The following is a 26,569-nucleotide window of genomic DNA, read 5'->3' on the forward strand; positions in this document are numbered from 1 at the left end:
CTTCAGCTTTAGGAGCTTCGTCATGATCGTCGCCTTTAAATTTAAGGTTTTCGTATCCAGGAGCATCAAATTTAATTAATGTATCTCCAACTACTGCAACCGTACCTTCTTCTACAAGTACTTCAAGTACTTTACCTTTAACAGGAGAAGGAATTTCTACTACTGCTTTATCATTTTGTACTTCAAGAAGTACGTCGTCTTCGTTTACTTCGTCGCCTGGTTTAATAAACCATTTTACGATTTCACCTTCGTGGATACCTTCACCGATATCTGGTAGTTTAAATTCAAATGCCACGGAATTCAGCCCCCTGATTCATTTCTTTATTATGGAATATGGCAAAAGAAATCAGCATGTGCTGATTTCTTTTGCACATGAATAAGTAAAAATTAGAAGTTCATTACTTTGTTAACAGCTTCAACAATATCTTTGTGGTTTGGTAACCATACGCTCTCAGCTTGAGAGAATGGGAATACTGTATCAGCAGCTGCAACACGTACAACTGGAGCTTCTAAGTTTAAGATTGCACGGTCGTTAATTTCCGCTACAACGTTAGCTGCAATACCAGCTTGTTTTTGAGCTTCTTGAACTACAACTACGCGGCCTGTTTTTTCAACAGAAGCGATGATTGTTTCGATATCTAATGGTTGAACTGTACGTAAGTCAACAACCTCTAAAGAGATACCTTCTTTTTCAAGTTCTTCAGCAGCTTTTAATGCAGCGTGAACCATAGCCCCGTAAGCGATAACAGATACATCTGTACCTTCACGTTTGATATCAGCTTTGCCTAAATCAATTGTGTATTCGCCTTCTGGTACATCTTGACGGAATGAACGGTACAATTTCATATGCTCTAAGTAGATAACTGGATCGTTGTCACGAATCGCAGAGATTAAAAGACCTTTTGCATCGTATGGAGTAGATGGAATAACAACTTTTAGACCAGGTTGTTGAGCCACTAAACCTTCTAAGCTATCAGCATGTAGTTCAGGAGTATGAACACCACCACCGAATGGAGAACGAACTGTTACTGGAGCAGTCCAACGTCCACCAGAACGGTAACGCATACGAGCTAATTGACCAGAAATTGAATCCATTACTTCATAAACGAAACCGAAGAATTGGATTTCTGGAACTGGACGGAATCCTTCAAGTGCAAGTCCAACTGCAAGTCCACCAATACCAGACTCTGCAAGTGGAGTATCCATTACACGGTCTTCACCGAATTCAGCTTGTAAACCTTCAGTAGCACGGAATACACCGCCGTTTACACCAACGTCTTCACCAAACACAAGTACGTTAGGGTCATTTTTCATTTCAACGCGTAAAGCATCAGTGATTGCTTGAATCATTGTCATTTGAGCCATGGCTTACTTCGACTCCTTTTCTTTGTAAATTTCATATTGTTCAGCTAAGTTGTAAGGCATTTTTTCGTACATGATTTCCATTAAATCAGTAACTTTTTGTTTTGGAGCTTGGTCAGCCTTAGCAATTGCTTGTTTAATATCTTCTTTTGCTTCTTCGATTACTTTCTCTTCAACTTCTTGAGACCATAGGCCTTTGTTTTCTAAGAATGCACGGAAGCGTACGATTGGATCTTTTTGTTCCCATTCGTTCTCGATATCTTTTGTACGGTAACGAGTTGGGTCATCACCAGCCATTGTATGTGGACCGTAACGGAATGTTAAAGTCTCGATTAAAGTAGGACCTTCGCCATTTACTGCACGCTCACGAGCGAAAGCAGTTGCTGCGTATACAGCTAATGGATCCATACCGTCTACTTGGATTCCGTAAATACCTGCTGCTACTGCTTTTTGTGCTACAGTTTTAGCCGCAGATTGCTTTTCTACTGGAGTAGAGATTGCATAACGGTTGTTTTGTACAACGAAGATTGCTGGAGCTTTGAATGCACCCGCAAAGTTCATACCTTCGTAGAAGTCACCTTGTGAAGCACCACCGTCACCAGTGTAAGTAATTGCAACAGATTTTTTACCACGTAATTTCATACCTAACGCAACACCAGCAGTTTGGATGATTTGCGCACCGATGATGATTTGTGGAGCAAGTGCATTTACGTTCTCAGGCATTTGGTTACCCATGAAATGTCCACGAGAGAATAAGAATGCTTGGTATAATGGTAAACCGTGCCATACTAATTGTGGCACATCACGATATCCTGGTAAGATGAAATCTTCTGCTTCAAGTGCGAAATGACTTGCTAATTGAGAAGCCTCTTGTCCAGCTGTTGGTGCGTAGAAACCTAAACGTCCTTGACGGTTTAAAGAAATAGAACGTTGATCTAGTACGCGAGTATACACCATACGGCGCATTAATTCTTTTAATTGATCATCAGATAATTCAGGCATAGCTGCTTCATTCACAACTTCGCCTTTTTCATTTAAAATTTGTAATGTTTCAAATTGAGCTGCGATAGCTTTCATTTGCTCATCAACATTAAATAGGGTCTTTTTTGTTTTAGTACCCATTCCGTTCACCTCTTCCTCTCTTGAACCATATTCTGAAACGCTTTCACTATCTATTCGCTAGATGGAAACCGCAACAATGTAAACCAACAAATTTATTTGTCGGTTGAGAATAATTTTGTGTACCTAACAATCTGTACTAATGTTTTTTCAGAAACATATTAATACAATCTTGATCACGTTTTTTAGTTTACAACTATTCTAATTACGATGTCAATTACTTTGAATACGTTTTTTTATAAATAATCTGCAGGTTTCTCCTACACAAACGTGTTTTTATTTTTCACATCTGTATTAGTAAGCATTAACCTACTGTTATATTATTCCCTTTTTAACTTGTTTTTTCTCTTAGAATAATATGTAAACGATTTAATTCCCTTTAGTTTTTCTCTCTTCTTAGCAAAAATATACAAACTCTTCTTCCTTTTATAGGTAATTACCCATACATTTCTACTCTTCCCTCCATACATTATAGTAACCGCAGTATTAGCGGGAAATGATAAAGGAGGTCATCTCATGTACGGATATTCATATTGCTATCCAACTTGTTCATATCCTTCCTACGGTTATGGCGGTTCTTGTGGTGGGTCTGGACGCGGCTTCGCCTTAATCGTTGTGTTGTTTATTCTTTTAATTATCGTTGGTGCTGCTTGCATTCGCTAATGTAAAATGAAACAACTATGGAAAGAAAGAGACGGCTCTGCCGTCTCTTTCTTTTTATTCCTACATAACCGATCTATCCTCCCCTTACTTGCCGATGACTTTTTCCATCTCCTTTGGTAGACTAAAGGGGAAAGGAGAGATTACATATGCTTACAATGAAAGATGTAATTCGCGAAGGAGATCCTATTTTGCGAAACGTTGCAGAAGAGGTAGTACTACCAGCAAGCGAAGAAGATACAAATACTCTTAAAGAAATGATTGAATTTGTAATAAATAGCCAAGATCCTGAAATGGCTGAAAAATATAGTTTACGCCCTGGAATCGGATTAGCGGCTCCGCAAATCGGTATTTCAAAGAAAATGATTGCGGTTCATGTAACAGATACGGACGGTACGTTATATAGTCATGCATTATTCAATCCAAAAATCATTAGCCATTCTGTTGAACGTACATATTTACAAAGTGGTGAAGGCTGTCTATCAGTAGACCGTGAAGTACCTGGTTATGTTCCTCGTTATACAAGAATTACAGTGAAAGCAACTTCTATCAACGGCGAAGAAGTAAAATTACGTTTAAAAGGGTTACCAGCAATTGTATTTCAACATGAAATTGACCATTTAAATGGTGTTATGTTCTATGACCACATTAATAAAGAAAATCCATTTGCCGCTCCTGACGATTCAAAACCTCTGGAGCGATAGTAAAAAAGGCGGAAGATACTCTTCCGCCTTTTTACTATATGAAATAGATTCCATATTCACTTATAGCAATCCAGCCCATTTTAAACCGTGATATATACCGTCTTCGCTAACATCCTTTGTCACATGATTTGCAAGTTTTTTCAAGTCTTCATGACCATTCCCCATCACAATACCTGTCCCAACCGCTTCAATCATTTCTAAATCATTTAAACCATCCCCAAATGCATACACTTGTTCACGGTTAAATCCTAATTTTTCAATGAATTTCTCAATCCCTTTTGCCTTAGAACCACCATTTGGAATAATATCCATTGAATACGCATGCCAGCGAATAAAATGAAAGTCTGGGTACTGATTTATAAACTTTTCTTCTTCATTTACTTCACAGAAAAGAAGTGTTTGATAAATATTACGCTTCTCATAAAAATCAGGTTCATATGCCGGATGCTCAAAATGTAAACTTCCAAACCCTTCTTTCACATAATCATGATATTCCACTGATGCTCTCATTTCTTGATGATCAAGATATACGAGCGGATATCCTTCTTGTTTTGCAAACTGAGTAAACTTATGTAGAGCAGCTGGATGTAATGGGTTATTAAATACTACCTCATCTTCAAATACAACGTACTGTCCATTAAAGCTAACATAATTGTGGATATTCAGTTCCTTACGAATATCTTCAAACATAAATGGTGCACGTCCTGTCGCAATTGCTACATGCACGCCTTTTTCTTGTAACTGTCTTACTGCATCTCGTGTAGATTGCGGAATCTTCTTATCATGATCTAATAATGTTCCATCAATATCAAAAAAGACAATTTTATCATTCATTTGTCAAAATCCTTTCTGTTACTCTATATTCCTATTTTGATTATCGCTTTTCAAATGCTAAAAAAAAGTATAACATATTAAACATCTGTGAAGAAAGCGTTCACTTTCTGACCTTATTTATGAAACCTGCATATATATATTAGTAAAAAATGTGGATACTTGTTCGTATGAATTTTCTTTTCTATTCTTTCTCATACTATATCTATAACTAACGGCTACTAATCGTTACTATAGAATAACTTTCTCTGTATGAGAAAAGACAAGATTCAACATTCACTTTTGTCCTCTTTCTTATATCAGAGACGGCGTTTTCACTAGTAATATGCATGTTTAAAATAAGGAAAGGAAGGAGTAATCATGCTGAAGAAGCTGAAGAAAAAGCTGAAGCGTTATTTAAAAGATCTAGTCCGTAAAAAGACGATCGCTTAAATTTTGCCCATTTCGGGCTTTTTCTTCATTCTCATTCGAAAAAACATGAAAATCGTGACTGTTTGCTTTATAATAAGTAACAGATAATGCAAAACATAGACAAGGAGAGGTTTTCCAAATGATTTTTAAAGTATTTTATCAAGAAAAAATGACTGAGGTTCCAGTACGTGAAAATACAAAAGTTTTATATTTAGAGGCTACGTCTGAGAAGGATGTTCGTACAAAATTAAATAAGTTCGCATATAATATCGAATTCGTTCAGTCTGTGACTGGCAATCATCTTGAATATGAAAAAGAAAACGCTGATTTAACATTAGCGGAAATCGTATAGTCATATGAAATTTCTAAAGAATGATCAAGCAGCCGTTTTTGCTTTAGGTGGACTTGGTGAAATCGGTAAAAATACATATGCTGTTCAATTTCAAGATGAAATTATTATAATTGACGCTGGAATTAAGTTTCCAGAAGACGAACTCCTCGGAATCGATTATGTAATACCAGATTACACTTATTTTGTGCGAAACGAAGATAAAATTAAAGGATTATTCATTACACATGGTCACGAAGATCATATCGGTGGAATTCCTTACTTATTACGTCAAGTGAACATTCCGATTTATGGCGGAAAATTAGCAATTGCACTAATCAAAAACAAATTAGAAGAGCACGGATTACTTCGTAAAGCAAAGCTTTATGAAATTCAAGAAGATGATGTTATTAAATTTAAAAAGACATCTGTTTCCTTCTTCCGTACAACTCACAGTATCCCAGATTCATACGGAGTTGTTGTGAAAACACCTCAAGGACAAGTGGTTCATACTGGAGATTTCAAATTTGACTTCACACCGGTTGGTGAACCAGCGGACTTAACAAAAATGGCTGAAATCGGAAAAGACGGTGTACTTTGTCTCTTATCTGACAGTACAAACAGTGAAGTTCCAAACTTTACAATGTCTGAGCGCCGTGTTGGTGATAGTATTCAAGATATTTTCCGCAAAGTAGAAGGTCGTATTATCTTCGCAACCTTTGCATCAAATATCCATCGCTTGCAACAAGTCGTTGAAGCGGCTGTTGAAAACAATCGTAAAGTGGCTGTATTTGGCCGAAGTATGGAAGCAGCGATTGAAATCGGACAAAACCTCGGTTATATTCGCTGTCCGAAAGATACATTTATAGATGCATCTCAATTAAATCGTCTACCGGCTAATAAAGTTGTTATTTTATGTACAGGTAGTCAAGGGGAGCCAATGGCAGCACTATCACGTATTGCTAATGGTACCCATCGTCAAATTCAAATTATTCCTGGCGACACAGTTGTTTTCTCTTCTTCACCAATCCCTGGTAATACAATTAGTGTAAGCCGTACAATTAATATGTTGTACCGTGCTGGTGCTGATGTAATCCACGGAAAACTGTCAAACATTCATACGAGTGGACACGGTGGACAAGAAGAACAAAAACTAATGCTTCGTCTAATTAAACCGAAGTATTTCATGCCAATTCATGGTGAATATCGTATGCAACGTATGCATATGAAATTAGCAAATGATTGTGGTATTCCAGAAGAAAACTGTTTCATTATGGATAATGGTGATGTTCTTGCCTTACGTTCAGATGAAGCAAGTGTAGCTGGTAAAATACCATCTGGATCTGTTTATATTGACGGAAATGGTATTGGAGATATCGGTAATATCGTATTACGCGATCGTCGTATCCTTTCTGAAGAAGGACTTGTTATTGTCGTTGTAAGCATTGATATGAAAGAATTTAAAGTTGCAGCAGGGCCTGATATTATCTCACGTGGTTTCGTTTATATGCGCGAAAGTAGTGATTTAATTAATGATGCTCAAACATTAATTACAACTCATTTAGAAAAAGTAATGGAACGTAAAACAACGCAATGGTCTGAAATTAAAAATGAAATTACAGATACATTAGCACCATTCCTATATGAGAAAACGAAACGTCGCCCAATGATTTTACCAATCATTATGGAGATATAAGAAAAAGGACAATACCTTTATGGTATTGTCCTTTTCTCTTATCTTAAAAAGTGCTTGAAACGATCTACTTCATCGTCATGACCAATTACAATTAATATATCTCCCGCTTGAATGTTTTCCGTAGCTCGAGGGGATACAATAACTTCTTTACCACGTTTAATCGCTACAATATTCAATCCAAACTTCGCACGAATATCTAATTCGATTAAAGAATGACCATCAATTTTTTTATTTGCAATAATCTCTACAATGCTATGCTCATCTGAAAGCTCAAGATAGTCTAACACATTACTTGATGCAATATTATTAGCAATCCTTTTTCCCATATCACGCTCTGGGTGCACAATGTGATCTGCTCCTATTTTACTTAATACTTTTTCATGGTAATCATTTTGAGCTTTTACAGTAATATTTTTTACACCTAACTCTTTCAGAATTAACGTTGTTAAAATACTTGAATTTAAATTGTCTCCAATCGCAACGACTACATGATCAAAATTACGAATACCAAGACTTTTTAATACCATCTCATCTGTTGAATCTGCAATTACAGCATGTGAAGCTATATTTGCAAACTCATTAATTTTATCCTCATCTGAGTCAATTGCCATTACTTCCATACCTAATTGAGCAAGTTCCCGGCAAATACTTCCACCAAAACGCCCAAGCCCAATGACAGCAAATTCTTTCTCTTTTTCACCCACAGAAATTCCTCCAATAACATTGAATACTATGTATTTTTATTGTAACATACTTTAGATTTGCTACAAAAACCTGTATATCATTCTTTATTTTTGTTTTTGCATATAAAAATACTGTTGTAAATAAAATGCGATACTGAAAATTAACATACCAAATACAAATATGTTTCCGAATGAACTAAACGTTTCAAAAACGAATAATAACGTTTCTTGTCCGAAGAAAGCAAATAATAGTTGTGTAAATGCGAATAGCAATGCCAATATGTAATGGTGTTGATGGAATAAGTAATGCGTTGCACCTAAAAAAGCGATAAAAGAAAGAATGAAAATCCACCAATTTTCTAAAAACAGTTGCCAATTCGCAAATTGATACCCATTTACTAATATCGCAATAATTGCTATAACCGCCATCGTTGGCACACTCCATAACAATGCACGCCCTCTAAAAAAATGCGTACCTTTTACATCTCCCTTTTCATTTGCAATGTATGTTAGCACGACAGTACTTATATACAAAACAGAGAGAATTGTTAAAACAATTATGAGCCAAAAATGCAACTGATAATATTCATGTTCTATATTCGTCACGATAGCAGCTAGCATACACGGTATTAGCATTCCCGTCCAACCATCTACTTTTCTCTCATTCCAAAATACCGTATTACCAATACGAATTCCTAATAGCATAAAAATAATGATACCTAGTACAAATAATGTAGTCTTATTTCCTACTAAGCTCGTTGAAAAAGCAATTAATCCAATAAATAAAAAAAGAACAAACCCATTCATAATTTCTAGTACAGGTGATAAATACCTTTTCACCCAGTTGTATGTCTCTTCATATTCATTATTATTCGCTAAACGGTAGGCATAAAAACTTATCCCAAAATAAACCGCCGCAATAATAACATATGTATATAAAACAAAACATAAAATCGCACTGCTAATCTGCACGTAATTCCCCACCCTTTTTTCTACGTTTCACCTTGATTTTACACACTTTCCACACGAATTGTAAACATATATAAGCTAGTTAACTAATCATCTTTCTCAATAAGCGATAATGAATAATGAGCAGCGGCTCAAAACCACTGCTCATTATTTTATCTATTTGTATGCCGATGTGTATCCAAAACAAATATAAAGTGAAACTTCAATCAGCCCTCACCAATCGGACTTTTATGGGCAGCCCGACCCCCACCTAACTTCTTTGCTTTCGCTGAATTTTGAGGTGGGGTCTTACTGCCCATTAAAGCGGGATAAAAGATGTTTTCACCTTGGAACTAACGAATACCCACTTTAAATTGTTACCAAGTTGGCGAGCAAATTTACTTTCTAGTTCCCTTCCACTTTACATATTGATCTAAAAATACGATAGCTTTCTCAATAGCCTCTTCATCTGGCTTTAATTTTGCATGATGTAAACCATATTCTGAATTTACCCCAAGCCAAAACATAAATCCAGGAATCTCTTGAAGCATATAACCAAAATCTTCACCTGTCATTGCCTCAGTACATGTAATTACTTTCATATCAGTTTGTTCACTTACAAATTGCATAAACTCTCTCGTTAATGCTTCATGGTTGTATACTTGGTGATACATCGCTCCGTAGTCAATAGCCGCTTCACATTGGAAGGAAGCTTCTATACCTGCAACAATTGCCTCAATCCTACTTTTAACACGACTCATTGATTCCACTGATAACGTTCGAATCGTTCCTTCTAACCGAGACTTTTCTGCTATGATATTTTGAACTGTACCGCCTGTTATTTTTCCGATTGTAATTACTGCACTATCAAGTGGGTTTACATTACGACTAATAACGGACTGAAGCTGTGTAACAAGGTGACTAGCTGCGACAATCATATCATTTGCAGTATGAGGATAAGCTGCATGTCCACCTTTCCCCTTTAAATCAACATATAACTCTGATGTATTTGCAAATAATAGCCCCTCTTTTGTAGCAATTGTTCCTACAGGGTATTCAGGTGCAATATGAAGGCCGAGAATAATATTTGGCTTCCACTCTTTTAACTCTTCACTCTCTAACATAGGAAGAGCCCCTCCAGGCCCTTCTTCAGCTGGTTGGAATAGAAATACAAGGTCATCATCTATTCTTTCTGTTACAGCTGCTGTTAGGAGGCCTAAACCGATTGTCGTATGTAAGTCATGTCCACATGCATGCATCATTCCTTCATGAACAGAAGCGAACTCATATCCAGTTTCCTCTGTAATTGGTAAACCGTCTATATCTGCGCGATAACCTATAACTTTTTCTGGATTTCTTCCCTTTACTTTAACAATGACACCTGTTCTCCATACTTTCACTTCCACATGTTCATTCGAAAGCGTTCCTATGTAATCTAAAATATACTGTTGTGTTTTCCACTCTTTAAATCCAATTTCCGGTATTTTGTGTAAGTCTCTACGAATTTGAACGAATTTGCTTACTACCATTTTTGCACCTCTATCTATAAAAAGCGTAAGAGCCTGTTTATGCTCTTACGCTTTTTTGTTTTTATTTCTCTGGGTTTAATTGACGAAGCTCTTGTTTAATTTCAGTTTTTGCTTTTGTCTTCTCATCAATCTCTTTAATTACACGTGCTGGAGTACCTGCTACAACTGTATATGGAGGTACATCTTCTGTTACAACAGCTCCTGCTGCTACAACTGCACCTTTACCTACTGTAACTCCCTCTAACACAACTACGTTAGCACCAATAACAACATCGTCTTCAACGATAACTGGTTTTGCTGAAGGTGGCTCAATAACACCTGCAAGTACTGCGCCTGCACCTACGTGACAGTTCTTACCAACAGTTGCACGTCCACCAAGTACCGCGTTCATGTCGATCATAGACCCTTCACCAATTACAGCACCGATATTAATTGTTGCATTCATCATAATAACAGCGTTGTCGCCGATTTCAACGTGGTCACGAATAATCGCACCTGGCTCAATACGAGCTTTAATACCTTTTAAATCAAGCATTGGAATTGCAGAATTACGACGGTCATTTTCAACAACGTAATCCACAATGTACTTGCTATTTTCATCTAGAATTGTCTTAATTTCAGACCATTCTCCAAATAATACACCAGACTTTTTATTTACAAATGCTTGTACCGTTTCAGGGAATGTTACTTCTTTTAAATCCCCTTTTATGTATACCTTTACAGGAGTTTTCTTTTCACTTTTTTGAATAAACGAAATAATTTCGTTAGCGTCCATCATTTTCATTCTTGTTGCCTCCTAAATCCATTTATAATGTTACTCTACCAAACGATAGAGCGAGTAGCAAGATAATAATCCTATTTTTCCATTTGAATTTCTTCTATAATTTCTAAAAATGCTTGTACTTGCTTCAATTGTCTAGCTGATTCACTCGTCAATAACCATGTTTCTCTCGTTAATTGGACAGGTGTTTTATACATATTTTCCTGTACTTCTTTTAAAACAGTAGAAGGTAAAAGAGCATAACCTATACCATTTAAAACGAGTTGTTTGCAAGTCTCAATTTGATCAACGACAATTGTTCTCTTAGGTGGATTAGAAAATAAACCATACCACCAATTTTGTATTTGTCCATAATAAGTCGAATCACTTTTAAATTGAATAAATGGTCTATTTGTTTCTTTTAACATCGAAATATCTTTTATTTCTTTATCCACTAAATAAAGTTCATCTTCAAATAATTGTTGCTTCTGGCCTTTATATTCTTGTGTTCCTCTCAATATAGCAACATGAACGTCTCCTTCATAAAATTGCTTTTGCACTTCACTACTCCAGCCAGTAAACAGCGATATTTTCACAGAAGGATATTTATGTACAAACTTCTTCAAAACAGGAGGAAGCCAATATTGACCAATAACTGATGCGACAGCTATTTTTAACGTCCCATGAGTTTCTGTTCTAAAAACAGCTAGCTCACTTTTAATATCCTCTTCCCTTTGTAGCATTTCTTTTGCGTAATTTGCGACTTTTTCCCCTTCAGGTGTAATTGTCAATCCTTTTTGCGAGCGAATAAAAAACTTCATTCCCCATTGTTTCTCCATAGATTGTAATCGTTGACTAAGCGCAGGTTGTGAAACAAATAAACGTTCCGCCGCTTTTCTCATATTTGATTCCTGTGCTAACACAACCATCATTTGAAAATCATCAATTTGCAACTTTCTCCCTCTTTCCTTAGCTTCCATACACCTTATCTCAATAAGCTTTTCATCCTTAATTTAACTACATACGCTTATATTTTTTATCTTTTTAAATATAATACATACACAACTGATATGCACGAAAAAAAAGTGACTTCTTCGGTTCTATGAAGTCACTTTTCTCACATTATCGATTATGTTGCCTTACTTTTTTATTCAACAATTTTAAAATGGCTCGACGTGTTAAAATCCCCTCAAAATACCCATCTTCATTGACAGCGCAAATAAATGGATGATCAATAGTCATTTCTAATGCTTTTGCAAATGAATCTTCTAACTTAAGAACCGGAATATCTTTCTTCATTACTTGCTCTACTTTCATTTCGTCAAGTCTTTCAAACTCAATGCGTTCTAGCCCTAACATACCGTCTAAAATCATAGCAGTACTAATTAACCCATGCAATTTGTACATCGGGTCCAAAACAGGTATCGCCGAATATCCAGATTTCACAAGTACGAGTAAAGCATGCTCTAAACCATTCCCTATTTGGACGTGTGCTACTTTTTCTGATGAAATCATTAAATCTTTTACAAAAATTTGTTGAAACTCGTCTTTTGGAATACTAATCATATTACATCCCCCATTTTCCCTTTTTCCTGCTTATAATTACCGGCTCTATTCACATTTTATGACAGCGTTTTCGCATTATTATTTTGTCCTTACATTCTTTCAGTAAAAACAAAATTACACAGCTATTTTAGCATATAACACAAAAAAAAGACTACCATTCCGGTAGCGCTTAATACCCTTTATTTTTTAATCTGTAAAATAACCTTGTGATTTTTTTATATTGCATCACGTCTGTCTTTTTTAAACCATTCTCGATATCTGTAAGTTCCACAGCTAAAATTTCACTCGCATAATTTTGCTGAAATAAAATATCTAATAACAAACTTTCCTCTTCTTCCGTTAAAACAAATTCCCTTTTCATATACCCCTCTCCTTATACTCGCATCGTTACCATTATTATATAAAATTTTCAGCCTATTTAATAGATGTAATATTCAGTTTTTAGTGGAAGAAATATATAAATTGTTTTTATTTCGTATATCGATTTGCATAACTAAACGCCGCATAAGCATCTGGCTTAATTTTTGCAGTTAATCCCATCGCTTGAATTTTCGCTGTCATATCTAGAATAAATTCTTTTGTTAAACCATCATTTCCAATATCTAAATGAATCTCCATTATAAAACCAGCCCCATCTTGAGCATATGGATGCAATAAATCCCATATTGTTTGTATATGATTTGGAGTAAATAGGCATGCAATTTCTTGACTAAACTGCGTCTCTAAATATATTTTCTCACGTAAAGTTGCTGGCTTATCTTTTACTGATTGATGGTGTAAACACCCCCAGGCTCCTTTTCCAACGCGATGAATATGAATTGCCGTAATAAACCTCGTATCCTTTTGATGTGCTTGTGAGTCTGTCCCAATGGATAAACGATATAAATTTCGCGGATCCTTTTCAATGAAATTACAAATACGGGTAAAGACCATATCAAAATTTAAATGTCTCTCTGAAACATTATAAAATTTATGTTCACCGGCCACATAGTCACGTCCTTTCAATTAGACAGACTTTTCGTATTCTCATTGTATGGGACAAAAACCAAAATTATAACTCCCTACCCTTTATTCGTTTCAATATTCCGAATTACATATTGGCAAACTTGGCACGTATAAATTACGTTTTGATTCGATTGAGCCGTTAGTACATGAATAATCTCAGCAGCATTGTGACAATTAGGACAAATCACAACTGGTAAACGTTCCATATAACACACCTCCTCACTATTTTCATCCCGCTATTTACAATTGGTGATGGATAATAAACAGTATAGGCCGAAGAAACCCTACTAATTACACTTTCACTTTATTACCATTGTAGGAAAAATGAAAAATCCTTATACATATATACTAAAAGTAATAGAACTAAAAAAGGTGTTGCCCTATGGCAACACCTTTTTTATATGTATCAAGAAATGATATCGTAAATCTCAATTGCAACCATGTCGATATTATCGAATTGATACACTTGAGGTTTTTCACCTTGTTGATACACTTCTAACTCATACATTTCACTTTTATCGAAAAATTTCACGCTACATTTGCGCTCACCGTTCACTTCAAAATAGCGTTGTGCTACTTCACCGCTTTCAGCTTGTTCTTGTAGACTAACAAGTCGAGTTAAAATTCCTTGGAGTAGAGACATGAAATCTCTCCTTTCTCTGATCTTCCTACCAATAGGTTTTACAGCTATACTCATTCTATCCGTCATAACAGAAAAAATGTTCCACACTCTAGGATAAAGGTTATTGGCCAGAAACTCAACTAAAAATTTGTCGAAATACGAAGGAAAAAACAGAAAGAACATCTTTTCCCTTCTTTATTGCGATTTTTATACTGGAAGAATATAATAAAAAACAGTAAAAAGGAGGAATTGCAATGAAAAAAATTGAGGTTTACACACAACCTGATTGTCCGCCATGTGTTATTGTGAAAGAATTTTTAAAGCATAATAACGTTGTATACGAAGAATTTGACGTAAAAAAAGACGCCGCTGCTCGCAATCGTCTTTTATATGACTATGATTCTTATTCAACTCCAACGGTTGTAATTGACGGAGAAGTCGTTGCTGGTTTTCAAATTGAAAAATTACAACAACTACTTAATATAGAATAGGAATAGGTAAAGACCTATTCCTATTCTTATCCCGCTATATTTTGGAAGTATACATCCGATTGTGGCGGGTTAATATTCAACGGGGTATGCCCCCTATTGATTAAAGTTTCACTTTATAATTGTTGTAACCTTTTTATTTCAGTTAAAAGTTCTTGGCTTTCATGATATCCGGCCAATTTCCATTTCCCTTGATCTCTTTGCAATGTTACAATTTGATATTGTCCACTTTTCGCCCGCTCATAAACATATAAAATTTTATGCTCTTCATCATATGACATTTTCGTTTCTGAATTAAAAGAAAATGGCGCTTCTTTTGCTGGAAGTAAATATTCACCACTTTGTTTATCACTTCTACTATTTTCATCTGTAAATACTTGAAGGAAATTCTCTGTAAAATATGGTGATAACGTTTCTATCATCTTATTCATCGGCAAATGCTTCCCACGAATTGAAAATTGGCTTTCATAGCCTTTTTGTATCGTTTCAAACACTTCTTTCCGATCGACTTTCACTTCCTCTTTTCCTAAAACAGTTGTAACACTATAACCAACTAGAAAGGCAACGCATACAAATAGAACTAACCATATTCCATATTTCCTCATTTTTTCACCTTCCTTTTAAGAAAACTTGTCTTTGTAGTATTCATTGTAACAATGATTATGCAAAGAAAGGGCTGGTTTCGTTCGTAAAATCTTTACAACGATAGACAGCATTTTCAGCACCATTTTCACTATTACCAATTTATGATAAAAACAAACAAAAAATGCACGAATCTCTTCGTGCATTAAAATAAAACATCTTCTTCATATAAATATTCATACGATAAATCTATAAATAAAAAGTTTTCATCATCAATCGGGAAAGAAAATGTTCGTACCATCTCACCGGTTTCAATATCAGCATATAAATCTGAAAGTCTTGCTTTATTCTCAAAACGCATTTTCATAATATTCTCTAGAAAATACGGGCGCCAACTCCAGTTCTTCATGTAATACTCAGGCATCACAATCCATTCCCCATCTTTTTTCATAACGTTTCCTGATTGTTGGAAACCATCTTCGTTACAAATAAATATACGAAAACTACATTGTGATACACTTTGGCTAAATTGTAATAACCAATCATTTATATCTTCATTCTTTTTCTGTTTCGCTAAAACATCGCCAATTCGATCGCGTAACATTTCTGTTAAATTATAAATCTTTTGTAGTTTTTTCTTCTCATGTTGAATAAATTGATGACACTCATTACCAAGTCGTTCTTTCAAAACGTTCGTTTCAATAAAATCAGGTAAGCATTCTTTCAAATAATTCCCTTGATAGTACCTACCACCGTTTTTCCATGCATATTGTAATTGATAAAAAGCATCTATTTCTTCATATAACAATGTCGCACCAATTCTTCTAGCAAGTAATGATAAAGAATATAAAATATCTTGATAAGATTGTAAAAGTGCAGTTTGCCTTAAATTTGTTAAATCTACTTTTAAAATATCAGGTGCTAACACGCTAATACGTTCTAAATTACTTGTACCTGTTCCGACTTTATTAATCGAAATTTGAATACCATATGTACGATAATACATAAGCAAATGATTAAATTGCTCTATATCTTCTTTACATTCATGTTCTGTAATCTCTAAAACAATGTTTTTCAAATTTAAACCTTGTTTTTCATACATCAATAAAAGTTGAAGCAAACTTTCATCATCATCGTTCATTAATACGTTAGCATTCCGATGTATAAATAATAATAGTTTTTGATCACTTTCTAAATAACGATTTAAAGCTTTTTCTACTATAATGTTATCCGCTTCTAGTTGAAACTCACTTGGAATAGAGTCATCATGAAAGAAAGAAGCTAAACTTTGTATGCCCTCTTCTGTTTGAATACGCCCTACTACTTCATATCCAATTACAGTATGTTCATCAGCACTAAAAATTGCTTGATAATAAGGAAGGACTTTATCCAAGTTACTCATTACATCTAATGCATCTATCAACGTGCTTCCCTCCCTTTACTTTTCAAAAATTATAACATGATATTTACGGAAAAATAATAAAAAATCCCTTCAGTTTTCCTGAAGGGATTAGAGGGGTAAAATGCTAAGGGGAATTAGCAATTCTACTATGAAGAAAAAAGAGGTCTTAAATATAACGTATATATGACCTCTTGTAAACACTTTTCTTTCATATGTCACAATTCCGTCACATTTTTCTTATCCCTTTTAAAATGGATATTGATGTAAATGTTGTCCTCCATCCATTGTCATACAAGTTCCATTTATGTACGCAGCTTCATCTGAACATAAATAATAAGCTAGACTTGCAATTTCTTCTGGCGTACCAAGTCTTCCAAGCGGAACACTTTGTATCGTACGCTTAGCCATTTCTTCTGAAATCCATAATTTATCAGCACCGCCCGTACGTTCAATTGGTCCTGGCGCAATAGCGTTAACTCGGATTCCATATTTACGTCCCCACTCAACAGCGAGTGTCTTCGTCATTGCTAATACTCCAGCCTTCGCTGCAGCCGAATGAATAACTCCCGGACCTGCATCCCACGCATATGTTGCTACCATGTTAATGATATTTCCTTTTATACCTTTTTCAATCCAATATTTTCCGACAGCCTGGCTACAGTAAAATGTACCGTTTAACACAATATTAATAACCGAATTCCAGCCGTTCACGGATAAATCTTCTGCTGGACAAATAAAGTTTCCAGCTGCATTATTGATTAAAATATCAATTCGTCCAAACTTCTCATCAATCTGTTCAATCATTTTCTGAATATCATCCGTATTTCTTACATCCATTTGTACCGGTAATATTTGTCCTGGAAATTGTTCAATTTCCAATTTTGTTTCCTCTAGTTTTTCCTTTGTACGTCCTGTAATAACAACTCGTGCCCCTTCTTTTGCAAAGCGAGTCGCCATTCCTTTTCCCATTCCGCTCGATCCACCTGTTATAATAACTACTTTTTCTTTCATATATATCCCCTCCCAAAAATGAATACACATTCATTTTATCATTTTATTTAATAGAAATCTTTATATTTTTAAACTTTTCTGATATATTAACGTAAAGAGGTTTCTTTTTATTCGTTTTTTCGTTATCTATACTACTTTTACATGATTTAAAATATATTAAAAAAACGAAAGGAGATTTGAGTAACCTGTAAATGTAACGAACACATATAATATAAACCAATTAGGTATACTCATATTTTTATGAAGAAAATTACGAGAAGAGATTTTCTAAAAACTGGAATGCGTACGTGTCTATATTCAATTATAACGACTAGCGTCGGATACTATTACGCTAAATATATTGAGCCTCATCTACTCTCTTTTACAGAGCATACATTGAAATCACAACTCATACCAAAAAGTTTTCATGGTATGAAGATTCTTCAATTTAGTGATTTACATCTCGGATACTATTTCTCTCTCCAACATTTATCTCAAATCGTTTCTAAAATTAATGCTGTAAAACCCGACATTGTTCTCTTTACTGGTGATCTCATTGATAATTATCAAACATATACTGACACTCCTTTCGTTGCATCCATCTTAAAAAATATACAAGCACCCTTCGGTAAATTTTCTATTTATGGTAACCATGATCACGGCGGATATGGAACGGAATACTACGAACACATCATGCGTGAATCTGGATTTGAACTATTACTAAACAGTGAAAAGAGAATCCGTCTACTGGATAATAGTGAAATTTCAATTTTCGGTCTTGATGATATACTATTAGGCAAACCAAAAATAAAGGAAACACTACAGCGCGCTCGGAAAAATATTTATAACATTGTTCTTGTTCACGAACCAGATATTGCACCGCAAATTGCTACATATCCAGTTAACTTACAACTTTCTGGTCATAGCCATGGCGGACAAGTACAAATTCCTTTTTTAGGCGCTATTATTACCCCAGCACTTGCTAAAAACTATGTAGAAGGTTTCTATACGATCCAAGATTTAGCTCTCTATGTCAATCGAGGCCTTGGCAGAACACGTGTCCCATTCCGATTTATGGCAAAACCTGAAATAACAATTTTTACGCTCCAGCATTCGTAATCATTCGCCTATTTTCTTACATATCCTTTCTTGTACGCGCTCATCCATGTTTCATTTACCATATGATAAAAGTGAGTCCAATAAAGGAGGTTTGTTCATGTATCCATATTATCAACCAATCCCAGTCCGTTCAGCACCTATTGGTCCAGTAGGCGACTCACGCTTCTTTCCGTTTTTTGGCGTCCCATTTCTAGCTGGTATTGCTGGTGGACTGCTTGGCGGAGCATTAGCTTTCGGTCCTAGACCGTATTACCCACCATATCCACCACCTTTCCCACCGCCGACACCTTATCCTTGTTATGGTGGACCTTGTCAACAACCATTCTATTATTAATGTACCACAACAATTCTACTAATGTTATTTCCTTTCTTAACCGATTGATGATCCATTAACATGCTTATAATAAAAAGTATTCTCTCTACGCATCCTTTATAATAAGTAGAGAACAAAGTAAAAAACCTCTTAAAAAAGAGGTTTTTTACTTTGTTCTCATTATTCAGCATCTGTATTTTGATACGCCATCTTAAATAACTTCACTTGGCTATCAATTTCTTCTGTACTACTATTAATAACATAGTAATAGTCACCAGATTTATTCTGTTCACGTGTTTTCACATTATCAGCTAAAGTAAGCTGTAAAATCGCCTTAATTCGTGCCTTCATTTCAATATCTAATATCGGGAAAGAGATTTCTACACGTTTCTCCATATTTCGTGTCATCCAGTCAGCTGAAGATAAATATATTTTCTCTTCTCCATTATGATGGAAATAATAAATACGGCTATGTTCTAAATATCTCCCGACAACACTAACTACCCGAATATTTTCACTTACATTTGGAATGCCAGGTCGTAGGCAGCATGTTCCTCGAACGATGAGTTCTACCTTTACTCCAGCTTGTGATGCTTCATATATTTTTTTAATAAGTGGTTTATCAGTTAATGAATTCATTTTAGCAATGATATATCCATTTCCATATTGCCTATGATAACGAATTTCTTCATCTATTAAATCCATAAATTGCTCTCTTATATCAAATGGTGCAACCGATAAATGATGAAAATGTGGCTTTGTTGTATAACCACTCAAATAATTAAAGAAATTTGTTGCATCGACCCCAAAGTCTTTCCGTGATGTAATATAGCCAAAATCAGTATATAGCTTTGCCGTTGCATCATTGTAATTTCCGGTTCCAAGATGTACGAACCTTTCAATTTTTCCGTTTTTTCTTCTTACAACTAGCGTAATTTTACTATGTGTTTTCAAATGACTTACACCGTAAATAACATGACAACCCGCCTGTTCTAATTCTTTAGCCCAATGCACATTATTTTCTTCATCAAACCTTGCCTTTAATTCAACCAACACAGTCACTTGTTTCCCTTTTTCAGCCGCTACCTTTAGCGCCTGAATAATTGGAGAATCACCACTTACTCGATATAATGTTTGTTTGATCGCAAGTACATTTGGGTCGTCTGCCGCATCACGAACAAAATCAACTACTGGCTGAAACGATTCAAAAGGATGATGTAATAAAATATCATGTTCGATCGCCTTTTCAAATACATCTTCCTCATCACCTAAGTCTTGAGGAGGTTGCGGAATAAGAGCCGGATATACAAGATGTTCATATAAAGGCGCTAGTTTTTTATATAAAGAAAATAGACATGTTAAATCTAACGGTCCATCCATTATATACACATCTTCATCTTTTACTTCCAACACCTCATATAATAACGCTAATACTCTTTCATCAATGTGTTCTTTGCCAACTTCTAAACGTACAGCAGCTCCCCACTTACGCTTTTTTAATTCTTTTTCAATTACTTTTAATAAATCTCTCGCACCTTCTTCATGAATCGTTAAATCCGCATTGCGTGTAATACGGAAACGAGTAACAGATGATACTTTATATCCAGTGAATAATTTATGAGTAAAACCACTAATTACATCTTCTAATAAAATAAATTTATGCTTTTGCCCTTCACTCGGTAAAAATATGAAACGTTCAAGTAATGAAGGAACTTGTACAATTCCTAACTTCGTGCGGTTTTCTTCCTCCACTTGTTTCTCATCATATAAAAGAGTAGCTAAATTCAAACTTTTATTTAATAACATAGGAAATGGACGATACGCATCGATAGCTACAGGTGTTAAGACTGGGAAAATTTGCTCATCAAAATACTCTTCTATAAATTCTCTTTGTTCTTTCGTCAAATCATGGAATGTTAAACGCTCAATCCCCTCTAGCTCCAACGCTGGCAACACATAATTTTTAAACGTATCATATTGTACAGTCATTAATTCATGGGCCTTTATCGCAATTTTATTTAATTGCTTTTTTGGTGTTAAGCCAGCCTTATTTTCTGGTTGGTTAAACCCAGCGCTCACTTGATCCTTCAATCCTGCTACACGTACCATAAAGAATTCATCTAAATTGGAGCTAAAAATGCTAATAAACTTTAATCTTTCTAAAAGCGGATTCATTTCATCCTGTGCTTCTTGTAGTACACGTTCATTAAATGCTAACCAACTTAGTTCTCTATTGTTGTAATAAGCTGTATCATTTAAATTGACTATATTCCCCTTCAACATTTCCATCCTCTTCACACTTCCCTTGAAACTTTTTCACTATAATTTAGTTACTTTCATTTTAACAAATTACAATATTCCAAAGTGTTAATTTTTTGTAAAGACATCCGTACAACTTATTGTTTTGATTCGAAGAATAAGTTAATATTCGTTTTCAATACTCTTTCCAGCTGCTTTTTTTGCTTTTCAGCTTGCACTTTTTCCGCTAATGCCGATTGCTCACATACAATTTTAAATGTTAATCCTTCTTTGCTTTCTGTTATAGATATCGATTCAACAAGCGATCTTTGTCTTATATTTAGAGCTGCTGAAAATTGTAAAACAGCCCCTAATAGGCGTATTTTTTTTTGTTCGTTTTTATCAAACCATCCTTCAAACGGAGACAGATGTTGTTTGAATAACATTTTTGATTTATAAGACGCAATAAGCGCTAATCTAACTCGCTCTTTATGCATCATACCATCAATTGTTTTATTTGCTAATAAATAAAACGTATGTAAGCGGCTCGCTTCTTCGTCTATATATTTGCCTATATTAAATACTTTCGCTGCTTGATGGAATACTTCCCAGTCTTTTATTGACATAGAAATCAGCCCTGTTTCTTCAAGCTGTTGACAAATTAATCTTCCATGTTTAATAAGCTGCATTACAAATTCCATGTCCATTTCATATTCATGTGATAATAAATACAAACTTTCTTCGACCACGTTCGGATAATATGAAATCCCCAAATCTTTTGTCAACTCTTCATAGAAAACACCTTCTCTTAATCCTTTTCTACTTAATACAAATGCTGGCGCCTCTATAACATTAACAAGCGTATGAAATACTTCGGCTGCTGGAACAATTGTATCCGCTCGATCTTTTGCCAATCCTTCCATTTTTTGAAGTTCTATGAACGACAGTCCTTCCAATTCTTCTTTCACATTTTTAATATCTTCTTTTTTCATCTTGTATAAATGTACTCCTGCTATAGGATAACAAATTAAATTTTGATGAATTTTCACTAAGTTCCTCGCACTACCACCAATTGCAATAAGGGGCAATTTCTTATCAATTAACCATGGTAATGTTCGAAATTGATATTCTAGATACGTTTGAAGCTTGTCCAACTCTTCTTCAGTAGGTATATCCTCTTTAATAAATTGTTGCTTTAAAGAAAGTGCCCCAAAAGGAAAGCTATGATACTCTAAAATCTCTCTATTTCGAAAGTATGTAACTTCCGTACTTCCTCCACCAATATCTACTGTAATCCCTTCCGAGAACGAAGTTGAATTCATAACCGCTAAATAGCCGTAACGTGCTTCTTCATATTCTGATAATACTCTAAGAGTAAAGTCTGTTTGTCCTTCAACAAGTTTTTTAATTTCCTCTTGATTCTCAGCCTGCCTAATTGTTGCTGTTGCAACACAAAGTACATGGCGCAACTGATGGAATCGTGTACTTTCTTGAAATTGAAATAATGTTTGTAACAATATCTCTATTCCTTCTTCAATCAACACACCATCGACTAAGTAATTCCTTAACCTTGCAACCACTTTCGTATTTTCAATCTCTTTATAAAAACCTCCGTTTTGCTTTTCATAAATAACTAAACGCATTGTATTAGATCCAATATCTATAATGGCATATTGCTGTTTTAATATTTCTTTCAAACTTCTCACTCTTTCATTATCAAATTTCTAAAACACATTCTATTACTATTATACAAAATAGTTGTTTTTTGTAACAATATTGCTTTAATATTGAAAATATATACAATCACTTTTTGCATATAATAAAAATCGCTTTTACTTATGGTATAATAATGAAAAATTGAAAGGAGATTTAATATGAAACCTTCACAACCACAATCTCAATTACAAAACCAACATTCTATTAATCGACTAGCTCAATCTATTTTCGTTGTGAATCGTCATGCTAAAGCTGCAACTAATCCGAAGTATTTATACTGGTTAAAAAAGACAGCTTTAGAACGCTTAATTACTGAAAAAAAAGCTATTAAAGAAGGATTACATTTCTCTAGAAATCCACGTTTTAGCCAACAACAATCTGATGTTCTTATACGTTTAGGTGATTACTTTTTCCATATTCCTCCTACAAAAGAAGATTTTCGAATCCTACCACATCTCGGTCATCTTGAATCCTCCTATCGAAATCCGAAAACAACCTTATCTTTAACAGTAGCAAAAAAAACACTTCAAGATTATATTGGTCCTGAAGCGCTAAAACAAGAAAAAAAATTAAGTGAACCTGTCCCATGGTATAGTCGTACCTATACAAAAAAATAAAACAGTTTGGCCAATTGTAGGCCAAACTGTTTTATTTTTTCTCTTCTTTAATTTTAATATTTGCTTGTTTATAAAAAGCTATTTTTTCTGTATTATAAGATTTCGTAAATTCATTAAACTTGTCTTTTTCTGATTCAATATCTTTATAAGACTGATTTACTACTTTTACTTTTTCACTAATATCTTTTAATTTTGTACCTTTATCTTGTAGCATTGTATATAATTCTTTTTCTTGTTTTAACGATTTATTATAGCTATCATACATTTTGTTAAATGAATCATGTCGTTTCTCATATGTGCTTTTCACTTTATCCGCTTGATCTTTCAATTTCTTATCTTCAATTTTCTTCACATATTTATCTGCCGATTTCACTTCTTCTTGTGCCTTAGTTAAAGATTCTTTTTCTTGTTTAAGCACTTTTTCTCGTTCATCTGTATTTTTCACTGCTTGGTTTAGTTTTTCCTTAACAGTTTGATTATTATCTTTTCCTTCTTGAACAATCTGGTTATATAATTCTTGTCCCTCTTTCTCTAAAGTTTCAAGTTTTTTTGCATCTTCAAACATTGTTTTTTCTTGCTTTGCAGCATTTTCAAATGCAACATATAATTCCTCTTCTGGTTTCGGCCCGAAACAACCCGCTAGTAAAGTCATTGATAATGCAGTTACAATTGCTAATTTACTATATTTCAACATCTTTTTCCTCCTACTTATATACGATCATCGTGTATAAAGCTATGAAATTATATAGTCTTTTATAAACTCCACACTCGCACCTTTTTCACGAAAATCATTCATATTGTTTATAATGCTTGTACAAATTGTATTACTTAAAATTACATTTTCCGTTTTTGGACTAAATAGCAGTTCCATATCCATCTTTTACTTGGCACTTTTTAAAACCTATTGATATTATGTATTACACAAAAGTACAACGGAATTCATCACAACCATAATAATTTGAAGAACAACAGTAATCATTCACCTGATAAAAGATGTTCGTTGTTCTCTCACGTCTATCATTCCCTTTCCCGCTTTCTATCAAATAATCTCTTTGTTCATTTTACACAGTATAAATGCGATCTTGCAACTATTCCCTAAAAAGGAAAAGTGTAGAGTATGCTTTCCTCTACACTTTTAAAGTGAAACACATTGTGCAAAATGCATTGACACATCCATCATAATTATATGCCTATTTCATATATTTTTAAAGACTTTTATTACAAAAAAAGTTCTTTTTGTAATAAAAGTCAAAAAAATGTTACAATCAAAACTTCTTCATATCATATTTCTTCACATCAAAGTTTTACTTATTTTTTTACGAATTTCTATGCTGGTACAATTGATTTTGTGCCTTTCTTAACAATTCTTCAAACGTTTTTCCTTCTATTGGATAACTAGCAGCCCCAAATAATAGAGTCATACTTAACAAGCCATTTTCTATTTCACTTTCAATATTTTTCATTAATCGGTTTGTTATTGTCGATTTTTCATGTCCGTTATCGATCGCCACAATAACATACTTATTTTCATCCCACTTCGTAACGACATCGCCTTTACGAATTGTCTTTACAATCGTACTCTCCAACTTTTGTACTAACACCTCCATTTTTTTTTCTTGCACTGTTTCTTTTAGTCCTTTCCATTCTTTCACAGAAAGAATGTACACTGTAATATTATGAGAATCTCGTTCTGATAAAGCAGCTACTTTCTCAAAAAAATCAACTACAAAATCATTACTTGCCATTCCTCCTACTTCCGTATCCATACGCCCACTCGCTCTTTTATCATACCAATGTCCAAAATAATAGCTGAGTATCATTTGCAATATATAAATAATAAAGACGGTATAAAATGATCGCGAATCCAGTTTTGTAATTACATCCTGAAGCGCAATCCATTCTGTAACTGCCACTGTATTCCCAAGTAATAATCCACTAATTTTCCCTTTATGTTTCATGCTTCGCCTCCCTTCTATACCAATATATGTTTCTATAACAATTATGTTTTTCTACAAAATAAAAAATGTACATATTGAGTGTACATTTCCGCTTAAGCTTGTCTACCATTTCTATTCTATTTCATATATACCATACATCATTTTAGAAATATGGTGACCTACATGCTACAAAAGAAAAATCTATCAGATATTATACGTTTACTATCGGGGTTTCTGTTGTCGCTAAAATTACTATTTAATTCTTTCGGAGTAAACTTCATTACATATAATCAAATTGACGCTATTGTAAATATTGATTGAACAAAAAAGGGACTAAAAAAGGAACCTTTCATACAGGTTCCTTTTTATCATTGTCGCACCACAACTTCATTTGTTTGCAGCGGACCATATGATACTCCGTTATATTGAAATGTATATGTAGCTTGAAATAGTGTGTTTTTGAGTTCTTTATCTTTATTTGCTTTTATTTTGCAAATTAATTCTACCTTCTCATTTGGTAATAAATTATCGATTCTCCACCTTACAAGCTGGAACAGAAACTCGCTCATTCCCTTATCAGCCTTTAATGAATTTGGAATATATGCAAAATAATCTCGAATCATATGGCTTACTACAACTCGTGAAATCATTTTCATTCCTTTATTTTCAACTTTAATTCGAATAATAAGTATGTCGTTTACATCACAGGTCAGTTCATATGAAAATTTTTCTTTATACATACTACGGATTTGTAATGTAACTGCTACGTTAGGACATTCGTTTTCCTTTTTTGAGCCATCAATCCATAATACCGGTTGTAGCGGTATTGAACGCCTTCCTTGATCCGGAATTCGTTTCCATATTTTCATAATAATATTCACCCCATTTCAGATGCATCATATCCATACGACCTTATTCTGCCTCTCTACACAATATTAATAAA

Annotated in this window: 30 protein-coding genes; 8 read left to right on the forward strand and 22 right to left on the reverse strand. The window is 34.4% G+C overall.

The features are described from left to right. From MR079_RS11315 to pdhA, 3 genes are all read right to left on the reverse strand, one after another. Window positions 1–295 (reverse strand): biotin/lipoyl-containing protein (locus MR079_RS11315; protein WP_242293995.1); only part of this gene is annotated, 295 nt, incomplete at its 3' end. 92 nt (window positions 296–387) lie between these two features. Next, window positions 388–1,365: a pyruvate dehydrogenase complex E1 component subunit beta gene (gene pdhB, locus MR079_RS11320; RefSeq protein ID WP_000068166.1), complete on the reverse strand. Its 978-nt coding sequence runs from the start codon at window positions 1,363–1,365 to the stop codon at window positions 388–390. 3 nt (window positions 1,366–1,368) lie between these two features. After that, entirely contained in the window at window positions 1,369–2,484 is a 1,116-nt protein-coding gene (pdhA, locus tag MR079_RS11325; RefSeq protein ID WP_000536893.1) for a pyruvate dehydrogenase E1 component subunit alpha, read from the reverse strand. Window positions 2,485–2,997: 513 nt separating this feature from the next. Here pdhA and MR079_RS11330 point away from each other — a divergent pair. Beyond that, window positions 2,998–3,144 carry a YjcZ family sporulation protein gene (locus MR079_RS11330; RefSeq protein ID WP_000274562.1) on the forward strand — a complete coding sequence of 49 codons (147 nt, stop codon included), beginning with the start codon at window positions 2,998–3,000 and terminating at the stop codon, window positions 3,142–3,144. A 146-nt stretch (window positions 3,145–3,290) separates the two neighbouring features. Beyond that, window positions 3,291–3,845, forward strand: coding sequence for a peptide deformylase (gene def / locus MR079_RS11335; protein ID WP_046197916.1), 555 nt, complete (start codon window positions 3,291–3,293; stop codon window positions 3,843–3,845). Window positions 3,846–3,905: 60 nt separating this feature from the next. Here def and MR079_RS11340 read toward each other — a convergent pair whose 3' ends face one another. Beyond that, a complete protein-coding gene (locus MR079_RS11340; protein ID WP_000998288.1) occupies window positions 3,906–4,679 on the reverse strand; it encodes a Cof-type HAD-IIB family hydrolase in 774 nt (257 codons plus the stop codon). Between the two features lie 547 nt (window positions 4,680–5,226). Between MR079_RS11340 and MR079_RS11345 the strand changes: the two genes are divergently transcribed. Continuing rightward, entirely contained in the window at window positions 5,227–5,439 is a 213-nt protein-coding gene (locus MR079_RS11345) for a DNA-dependent RNA polymerase subunit epsilon (RefSeq protein WP_000576444.1), read from the forward strand. Between the two features lie 4 nt (window positions 5,440–5,443). Next, window positions 5,444–7,111, forward strand: a complete 1,668-nt coding sequence (gene rnjA, locus MR079_RS11350; RefSeq protein ID WP_000670368.1) for a ribonuclease J1 — start codon at window positions 5,444–5,446, stop codon at window positions 7,109–7,111. A gap of 38 nt (window positions 7,112–7,149) precedes the next feature. Here the strand turns inward: rnjA and MR079_RS11355 are convergent, their stop codons facing one another. The 10 genes from MR079_RS11355 to MR079_RS11400 form a co-directional block, all read right to left on the reverse strand. Beyond that, window positions 7,150–7,815: a potassium channel family protein gene (locus tag MR079_RS11355; RefSeq protein WP_000504032.1), complete on the reverse strand. Its 666-nt coding sequence runs from the start codon at window positions 7,813–7,815 to the stop codon at window positions 7,150–7,152. Window positions 7,816–7,899: 84 nt separating this feature from the next. Then, a complete protein-coding gene (locus MR079_RS11360; protein WP_139866879.1) occupies window positions 7,900–8,766 on the reverse strand; it encodes a cytochrome C oxidase assembly protein in 867 nt (288 codons plus the stop codon). Between the two features lie 374 nt (window positions 8,767–9,140). Continuing rightward, complete coding sequence (locus MR079_RS11365) at window positions 9,141–10,271, reverse strand: N-acetyldiaminopimelate deacetylase (protein WP_139866877.1); 1,131 nt, start codon at window positions 10,269–10,271, stop codon at window positions 9,141–9,143. A 61-nt stretch (window positions 10,272–10,332) separates the two neighbouring features. Then, a complete protein-coding gene (dapD, locus tag MR079_RS11370) occupies window positions 10,333–11,055 on the reverse strand; it encodes a 2,3,4,5-tetrahydropyridine-2,6-dicarboxylate N-acetyltransferase (RefSeq protein ID WP_000783248.1) in 723 nt (240 codons plus the stop codon). 71 nt (window positions 11,056–11,126) lie between these two features. Further along, the gene (locus tag MR079_RS11375; RefSeq protein WP_001984809.1) at window positions 11,127–12,011 is read right to left on the reverse strand and encodes a LysR family transcriptional regulator; all 885 of its coding nucleotides are present in this window, start codon (window positions 12,009–12,011) and stop codon (window positions 11,127–11,129) included. Between the two features lie 142 nt (window positions 12,012–12,153). Next, the gene (gene cbpB / locus MR079_RS11380; protein ID WP_000623566.1) at window positions 12,154–12,597 is read right to left on the reverse strand and encodes a cyclic-di-AMP-binding protein CbpB; all 444 of its coding nucleotides are present in this window, start codon (window positions 12,595–12,597) and stop codon (window positions 12,154–12,156) included. 169 nt (window positions 12,598–12,766) lie between these two features. Beyond that, window positions 12,767–12,958 (reverse strand): antirepressor AbbA, encoded by a 192-nt coding sequence (abbA, locus tag MR079_RS11385; protein ID WP_000817794.1) that lies wholly within the window; start codon window positions 12,956–12,958, stop codon window positions 12,767–12,769. Window positions 12,959–13,065: 107 nt separating this feature from the next. Further along, window positions 13,066–13,584: a ribonuclease H-like YkuK family protein gene (locus MR079_RS11390; RefSeq protein WP_000896650.1), complete on the reverse strand. Its 519-nt coding sequence runs from the start codon at window positions 13,582–13,584 to the stop codon at window positions 13,066–13,068. A 74-nt stretch (window positions 13,585–13,658) separates the two neighbouring features. Then, complete coding sequence (locus MR079_RS11395; protein WP_048530729.1) at window positions 13,659–13,808, reverse strand: hypothetical protein; 150 nt, start codon at window positions 13,806–13,808, stop codon at window positions 13,659–13,661. 200 nt (window positions 13,809–14,008) lie between these two features. Next, the gene (locus tag MR079_RS11400) at window positions 14,009–14,245 is read right to left on the reverse strand and encodes a YkuJ family protein (RefSeq protein ID WP_000055151.1); all 237 of its coding nucleotides are present in this window, start codon (window positions 14,243–14,245) and stop codon (window positions 14,009–14,011) included. A 233-nt stretch (window positions 14,246–14,478) separates the two neighbouring features. Between MR079_RS11400 and MR079_RS11405 the strand changes: the two genes are divergently transcribed. Then, window positions 14,479–14,715: a glutaredoxin family protein gene (locus MR079_RS11405; protein WP_000717880.1), complete on the forward strand. Its 237-nt coding sequence runs from the start codon at window positions 14,479–14,481 to the stop codon at window positions 14,713–14,715. Window positions 14,716–14,828: 113 nt separating this feature from the next. On the opposite strand, the gene MR079_RS11410 is transcribed toward MR079_RS11405, so the two are convergent. The 3 genes from MR079_RS11410 to fadH form a co-directional block, all read right to left on the reverse strand. Further along, window positions 14,829–15,317 carry a DUF3993 domain-containing protein gene (locus MR079_RS11410; protein ID WP_139866875.1) on the reverse strand — a complete coding sequence of 163 codons (489 nt, stop codon included), beginning with the start codon at window positions 15,315–15,317 and terminating at the stop codon, window positions 14,829–14,831. Window positions 15,318–15,499: 182 nt separating this feature from the next. Then, the gene (locus MR079_RS11415; protein WP_000564304.1) at window positions 15,500–16,717 is read right to left on the reverse strand and encodes an EAL domain-containing protein; all 1,218 of its coding nucleotides are present in this window, start codon (window positions 16,715–16,717) and stop codon (window positions 15,500–15,502) included. Between the two features lie 225 nt (window positions 16,718–16,942). Beyond that, window positions 16,943–17,707: a 2,4-dienoyl-CoA reductase gene (gene fadH, locus MR079_RS11420; RefSeq protein ID WP_242293996.1), complete on the reverse strand. Its 765-nt coding sequence runs from the start codon at window positions 17,705–17,707 to the stop codon at window positions 16,943–16,945. Between the two features lie 240 nt (window positions 17,708–17,947). Here fadH and MR079_RS11425 point away from each other — a divergent pair, with 240 nt between their 5' ends. Together MR079_RS11425 and MR079_RS11430 are read left to right on the forward strand one after the other, a co-directional pair. Next, window positions 17,948–18,805, forward strand: a complete 858-nt coding sequence (locus MR079_RS11425; RefSeq protein ID WP_087954440.1) for a metallophosphoesterase — start codon at window positions 17,948–17,950, stop codon at window positions 18,803–18,805. 97 nt (window positions 18,806–18,902) lie between these two features. Beyond that, window positions 18,903–19,139 carry a hypothetical protein gene (locus tag MR079_RS11430; RefSeq protein ID WP_000283744.1) on the forward strand — a complete coding sequence of 79 codons (237 nt, stop codon included), beginning with the start codon at window positions 18,903–18,905 and terminating at the stop codon, window positions 19,137–19,139. Window positions 19,140–19,298: 159 nt separating this feature from the next. On the opposite strand, the gene MR079_RS11435 is transcribed toward MR079_RS11430, so the two are convergent. Beyond that, complete coding sequence (locus MR079_RS11435) at window positions 19,299–21,407, reverse strand: polyphosphate kinase (RefSeq protein WP_139866872.1); 2,109 nt, start codon at window positions 21,405–21,407, stop codon at window positions 19,299–19,301. A 107-nt stretch (window positions 21,408–21,514) separates the two neighbouring features. After that, window positions 21,515–23,053 carry an exopolyphosphatase gene (ppx, locus tag MR079_RS11440; RefSeq protein ID WP_139866870.1) on the reverse strand — a complete coding sequence of 513 codons (1,539 nt, stop codon included), beginning with the start codon at window positions 23,051–23,053 and terminating at the stop codon, window positions 21,515–21,517. Between the two features lie 177 nt (window positions 23,054–23,230). Here ppx and MR079_RS11445 point away from each other — a divergent pair, with 177 nt between their 5' ends. Beyond that, entirely contained in the window at window positions 23,231–23,689 is a 459-nt protein-coding gene (locus tag MR079_RS11445; RefSeq protein ID WP_000804868.1) for a YkyB family protein, read from the forward strand. Window positions 23,690–23,720: 31 nt separating this feature from the next. Here MR079_RS11445 and MR079_RS11450 read toward each other — a convergent pair whose 3' ends face one another. The 3 genes from MR079_RS11450 to MR079_RS11460 form a co-directional block, all read right to left on the reverse strand. After that, entirely contained in the window at window positions 23,721–24,383 is a 663-nt protein-coding gene (locus tag MR079_RS11450) for a YkyA family protein (RefSeq protein ID WP_139866868.1), read from the reverse strand. 622 nt (window positions 24,384–25,005) lie between these two features. Next, complete coding sequence (locus tag MR079_RS11455; RefSeq protein WP_242293997.1) at window positions 25,006–25,647, reverse strand: diguanylate cyclase domain-containing protein; 642 nt, start codon at window positions 25,645–25,647, stop codon at window positions 25,006–25,008. Window positions 25,648–25,994: 347 nt separating this feature from the next. After that, a complete protein-coding gene (locus tag MR079_RS11460; protein ID WP_139866866.1) occupies window positions 25,995–26,495 on the reverse strand; it encodes a hypothetical protein in 501 nt (166 codons plus the stop codon). Window positions 26,496–26,569: the final 74 nt, after the last annotated feature.

The sequence above is a fragment of the Bacillus cereus group sp. BfR-BA-01381 genome, from assembly GCF_022663555.1.
In the GTDB taxonomy this organism is placed as follows: domain Bacteria; phylum Bacillota; class Bacilli; order Bacillales; family Bacillaceae_G; genus Bacillus_A; species Bacillus_A pacificus.

What these genes read in the sequence shown, in the direction of transcription:
- MR079_RS11365 (WP_139866877.1), bottom strand. Translation starts at nt 10,271, where the DNA reads ATGGTAGTAAGCAAATTCGTTCAAATTCGTAGAGACTTACACAAAATA.
- rnjA (WP_000670368.1), top strand. Translation starts at nt 5,444, where the DNA reads ATGAAATTTCTAAAGAATGATCAAGCAGCCGTTTTTGCTTTAGGTGGA.
- MR079_RS11445 (WP_000804868.1), top strand. Translation starts at nt 23,231, where the DNA reads ATGAAACCTTCACAACCACAATCTCAATTACAAAACCAACATTCTATT.
- def (WP_046197916.1), top strand. Translation starts at nt 3,291, where the DNA reads ATGCTTACAATGAAAGATGTAATTCGCGAAGGAGATCCTATTTTGCGA.
- MR079_RS11395 (WP_048530729.1), bottom strand. Translation starts at nt 13,808, where the DNA reads ATGGAACGTTTACCAGTTGTGATTTGTCCTAATTGTCACAATGCTGCT.
- pdhA (WP_000536893.1), bottom strand. Translation starts at nt 2,484, where the DNA reads ATGGGTACTAAAACAAAAAAGACCCTATTTAATGTTGATGAGCAAATG.
- MR079_RS11430 (WP_000283744.1), top strand. Translation starts at nt 18,903, where the DNA reads ATGTATCCATATTATCAACCAATCCCAGTCCGTTCAGCACCTATTGGT.
- MR079_RS11460 (WP_139866866.1), bottom strand. Translation starts at nt 26,495, where the DNA reads ATGAAAATATGGAAACGAATTCCGGATCAAGGAAGGCGTTCAATACCG.
- MR079_RS11435 (WP_139866872.1), bottom strand. Translation starts at nt 21,407, where the DNA reads ATGGAAATGTTGAAGGGGAATATAGTCAATTTAAATGATACAGCTTAT.
- MR079_RS11340 (WP_000998288.1), bottom strand. Translation starts at nt 4,679, where the DNA reads ATGAATGATAAAATTGTCTTTTTTGATATTGATGGAACATTATTAGAT.
- cbpB (WP_000623566.1), bottom strand. Translation starts at nt 12,597, where the DNA reads ATGATTAGTATTCCAAAAGACGAGTTTCAACAAATTTTTGTAAAAGAT.
- MR079_RS11410 (WP_139866875.1), bottom strand. Translation starts at nt 15,317, where the DNA reads ATGAGGAAATATGGAATATGGTTAGTTCTATTTGTATGCGTTGCCTTT.
- MR079_RS11450 (WP_139866868.1), bottom strand. Translation starts at nt 24,383, where the DNA reads ATGTTGAAATATAGTAAATTAGCAATTGTAACTGCATTATCAATGACT.
- fadH (WP_242293996.1), bottom strand. Translation starts at nt 17,707, where the DNA reads ATGAAAGAAAAAGTAGTTATTATAACAGGTGGATCGAGCGGAATGGGA.
- MR079_RS11345 (WP_000576444.1), top strand. Translation starts at nt 5,227, where the DNA reads ATGATTTTTAAAGTATTTTATCAAGAAAAAATGACTGAGGTTCCAGTA.
- abbA (WP_000817794.1), bottom strand. Translation starts at nt 12,958, where the DNA reads ATGAAAAGGGAATTTGTTTTAACGGAAGAAGAGGAAAGTTTGTTATTA.
- MR079_RS11425 (WP_087954440.1), top strand. Translation starts at nt 17,948, where the DNA reads ATGAAGAAAATTACGAGAAGAGATTTTCTAAAAACTGGAATGCGTACG.
- pdhB (WP_000068166.1), bottom strand. Translation starts at nt 1,365, where the DNA reads ATGGCTCAAATGACAATGATTCAAGCAATCACTGATGCTTTACGCGTT.
- MR079_RS11405 (WP_000717880.1), top strand. Translation starts at nt 14,479, where the DNA reads ATGAAAAAAATTGAGGTTTACACACAACCTGATTGTCCGCCATGTGTT.
- MR079_RS11400 (WP_000055151.1), bottom strand. Translation starts at nt 14,245, where the DNA reads ATGTCTCTACTCCAAGGAATTTTAACTCGACTTGTTAGTCTACAAGAA.
- MR079_RS11330 (WP_000274562.1), top strand. Translation starts at nt 2,998, where the DNA reads ATGTACGGATATTCATATTGCTATCCAACTTGTTCATATCCTTCCTAC.
- MR079_RS11375 (WP_001984809.1), bottom strand. Translation starts at nt 12,011, where the DNA reads ATGGAAGCTAAGGAAAGAGGGAGAAAGTTGCAAATTGATGATTTTCAA.
- MR079_RS11455 (WP_242293997.1), bottom strand. Translation starts at nt 25,647, where the DNA reads ATGAAACATAAAGGGAAAATTAGTGGATTATTACTTGGGAATACAGTG.
- dapD (WP_000783248.1), bottom strand. Translation starts at nt 11,055, where the DNA reads ATGAAAATGATGGACGCTAACGAAATTATTTCGTTTATTCAAAAAAGT.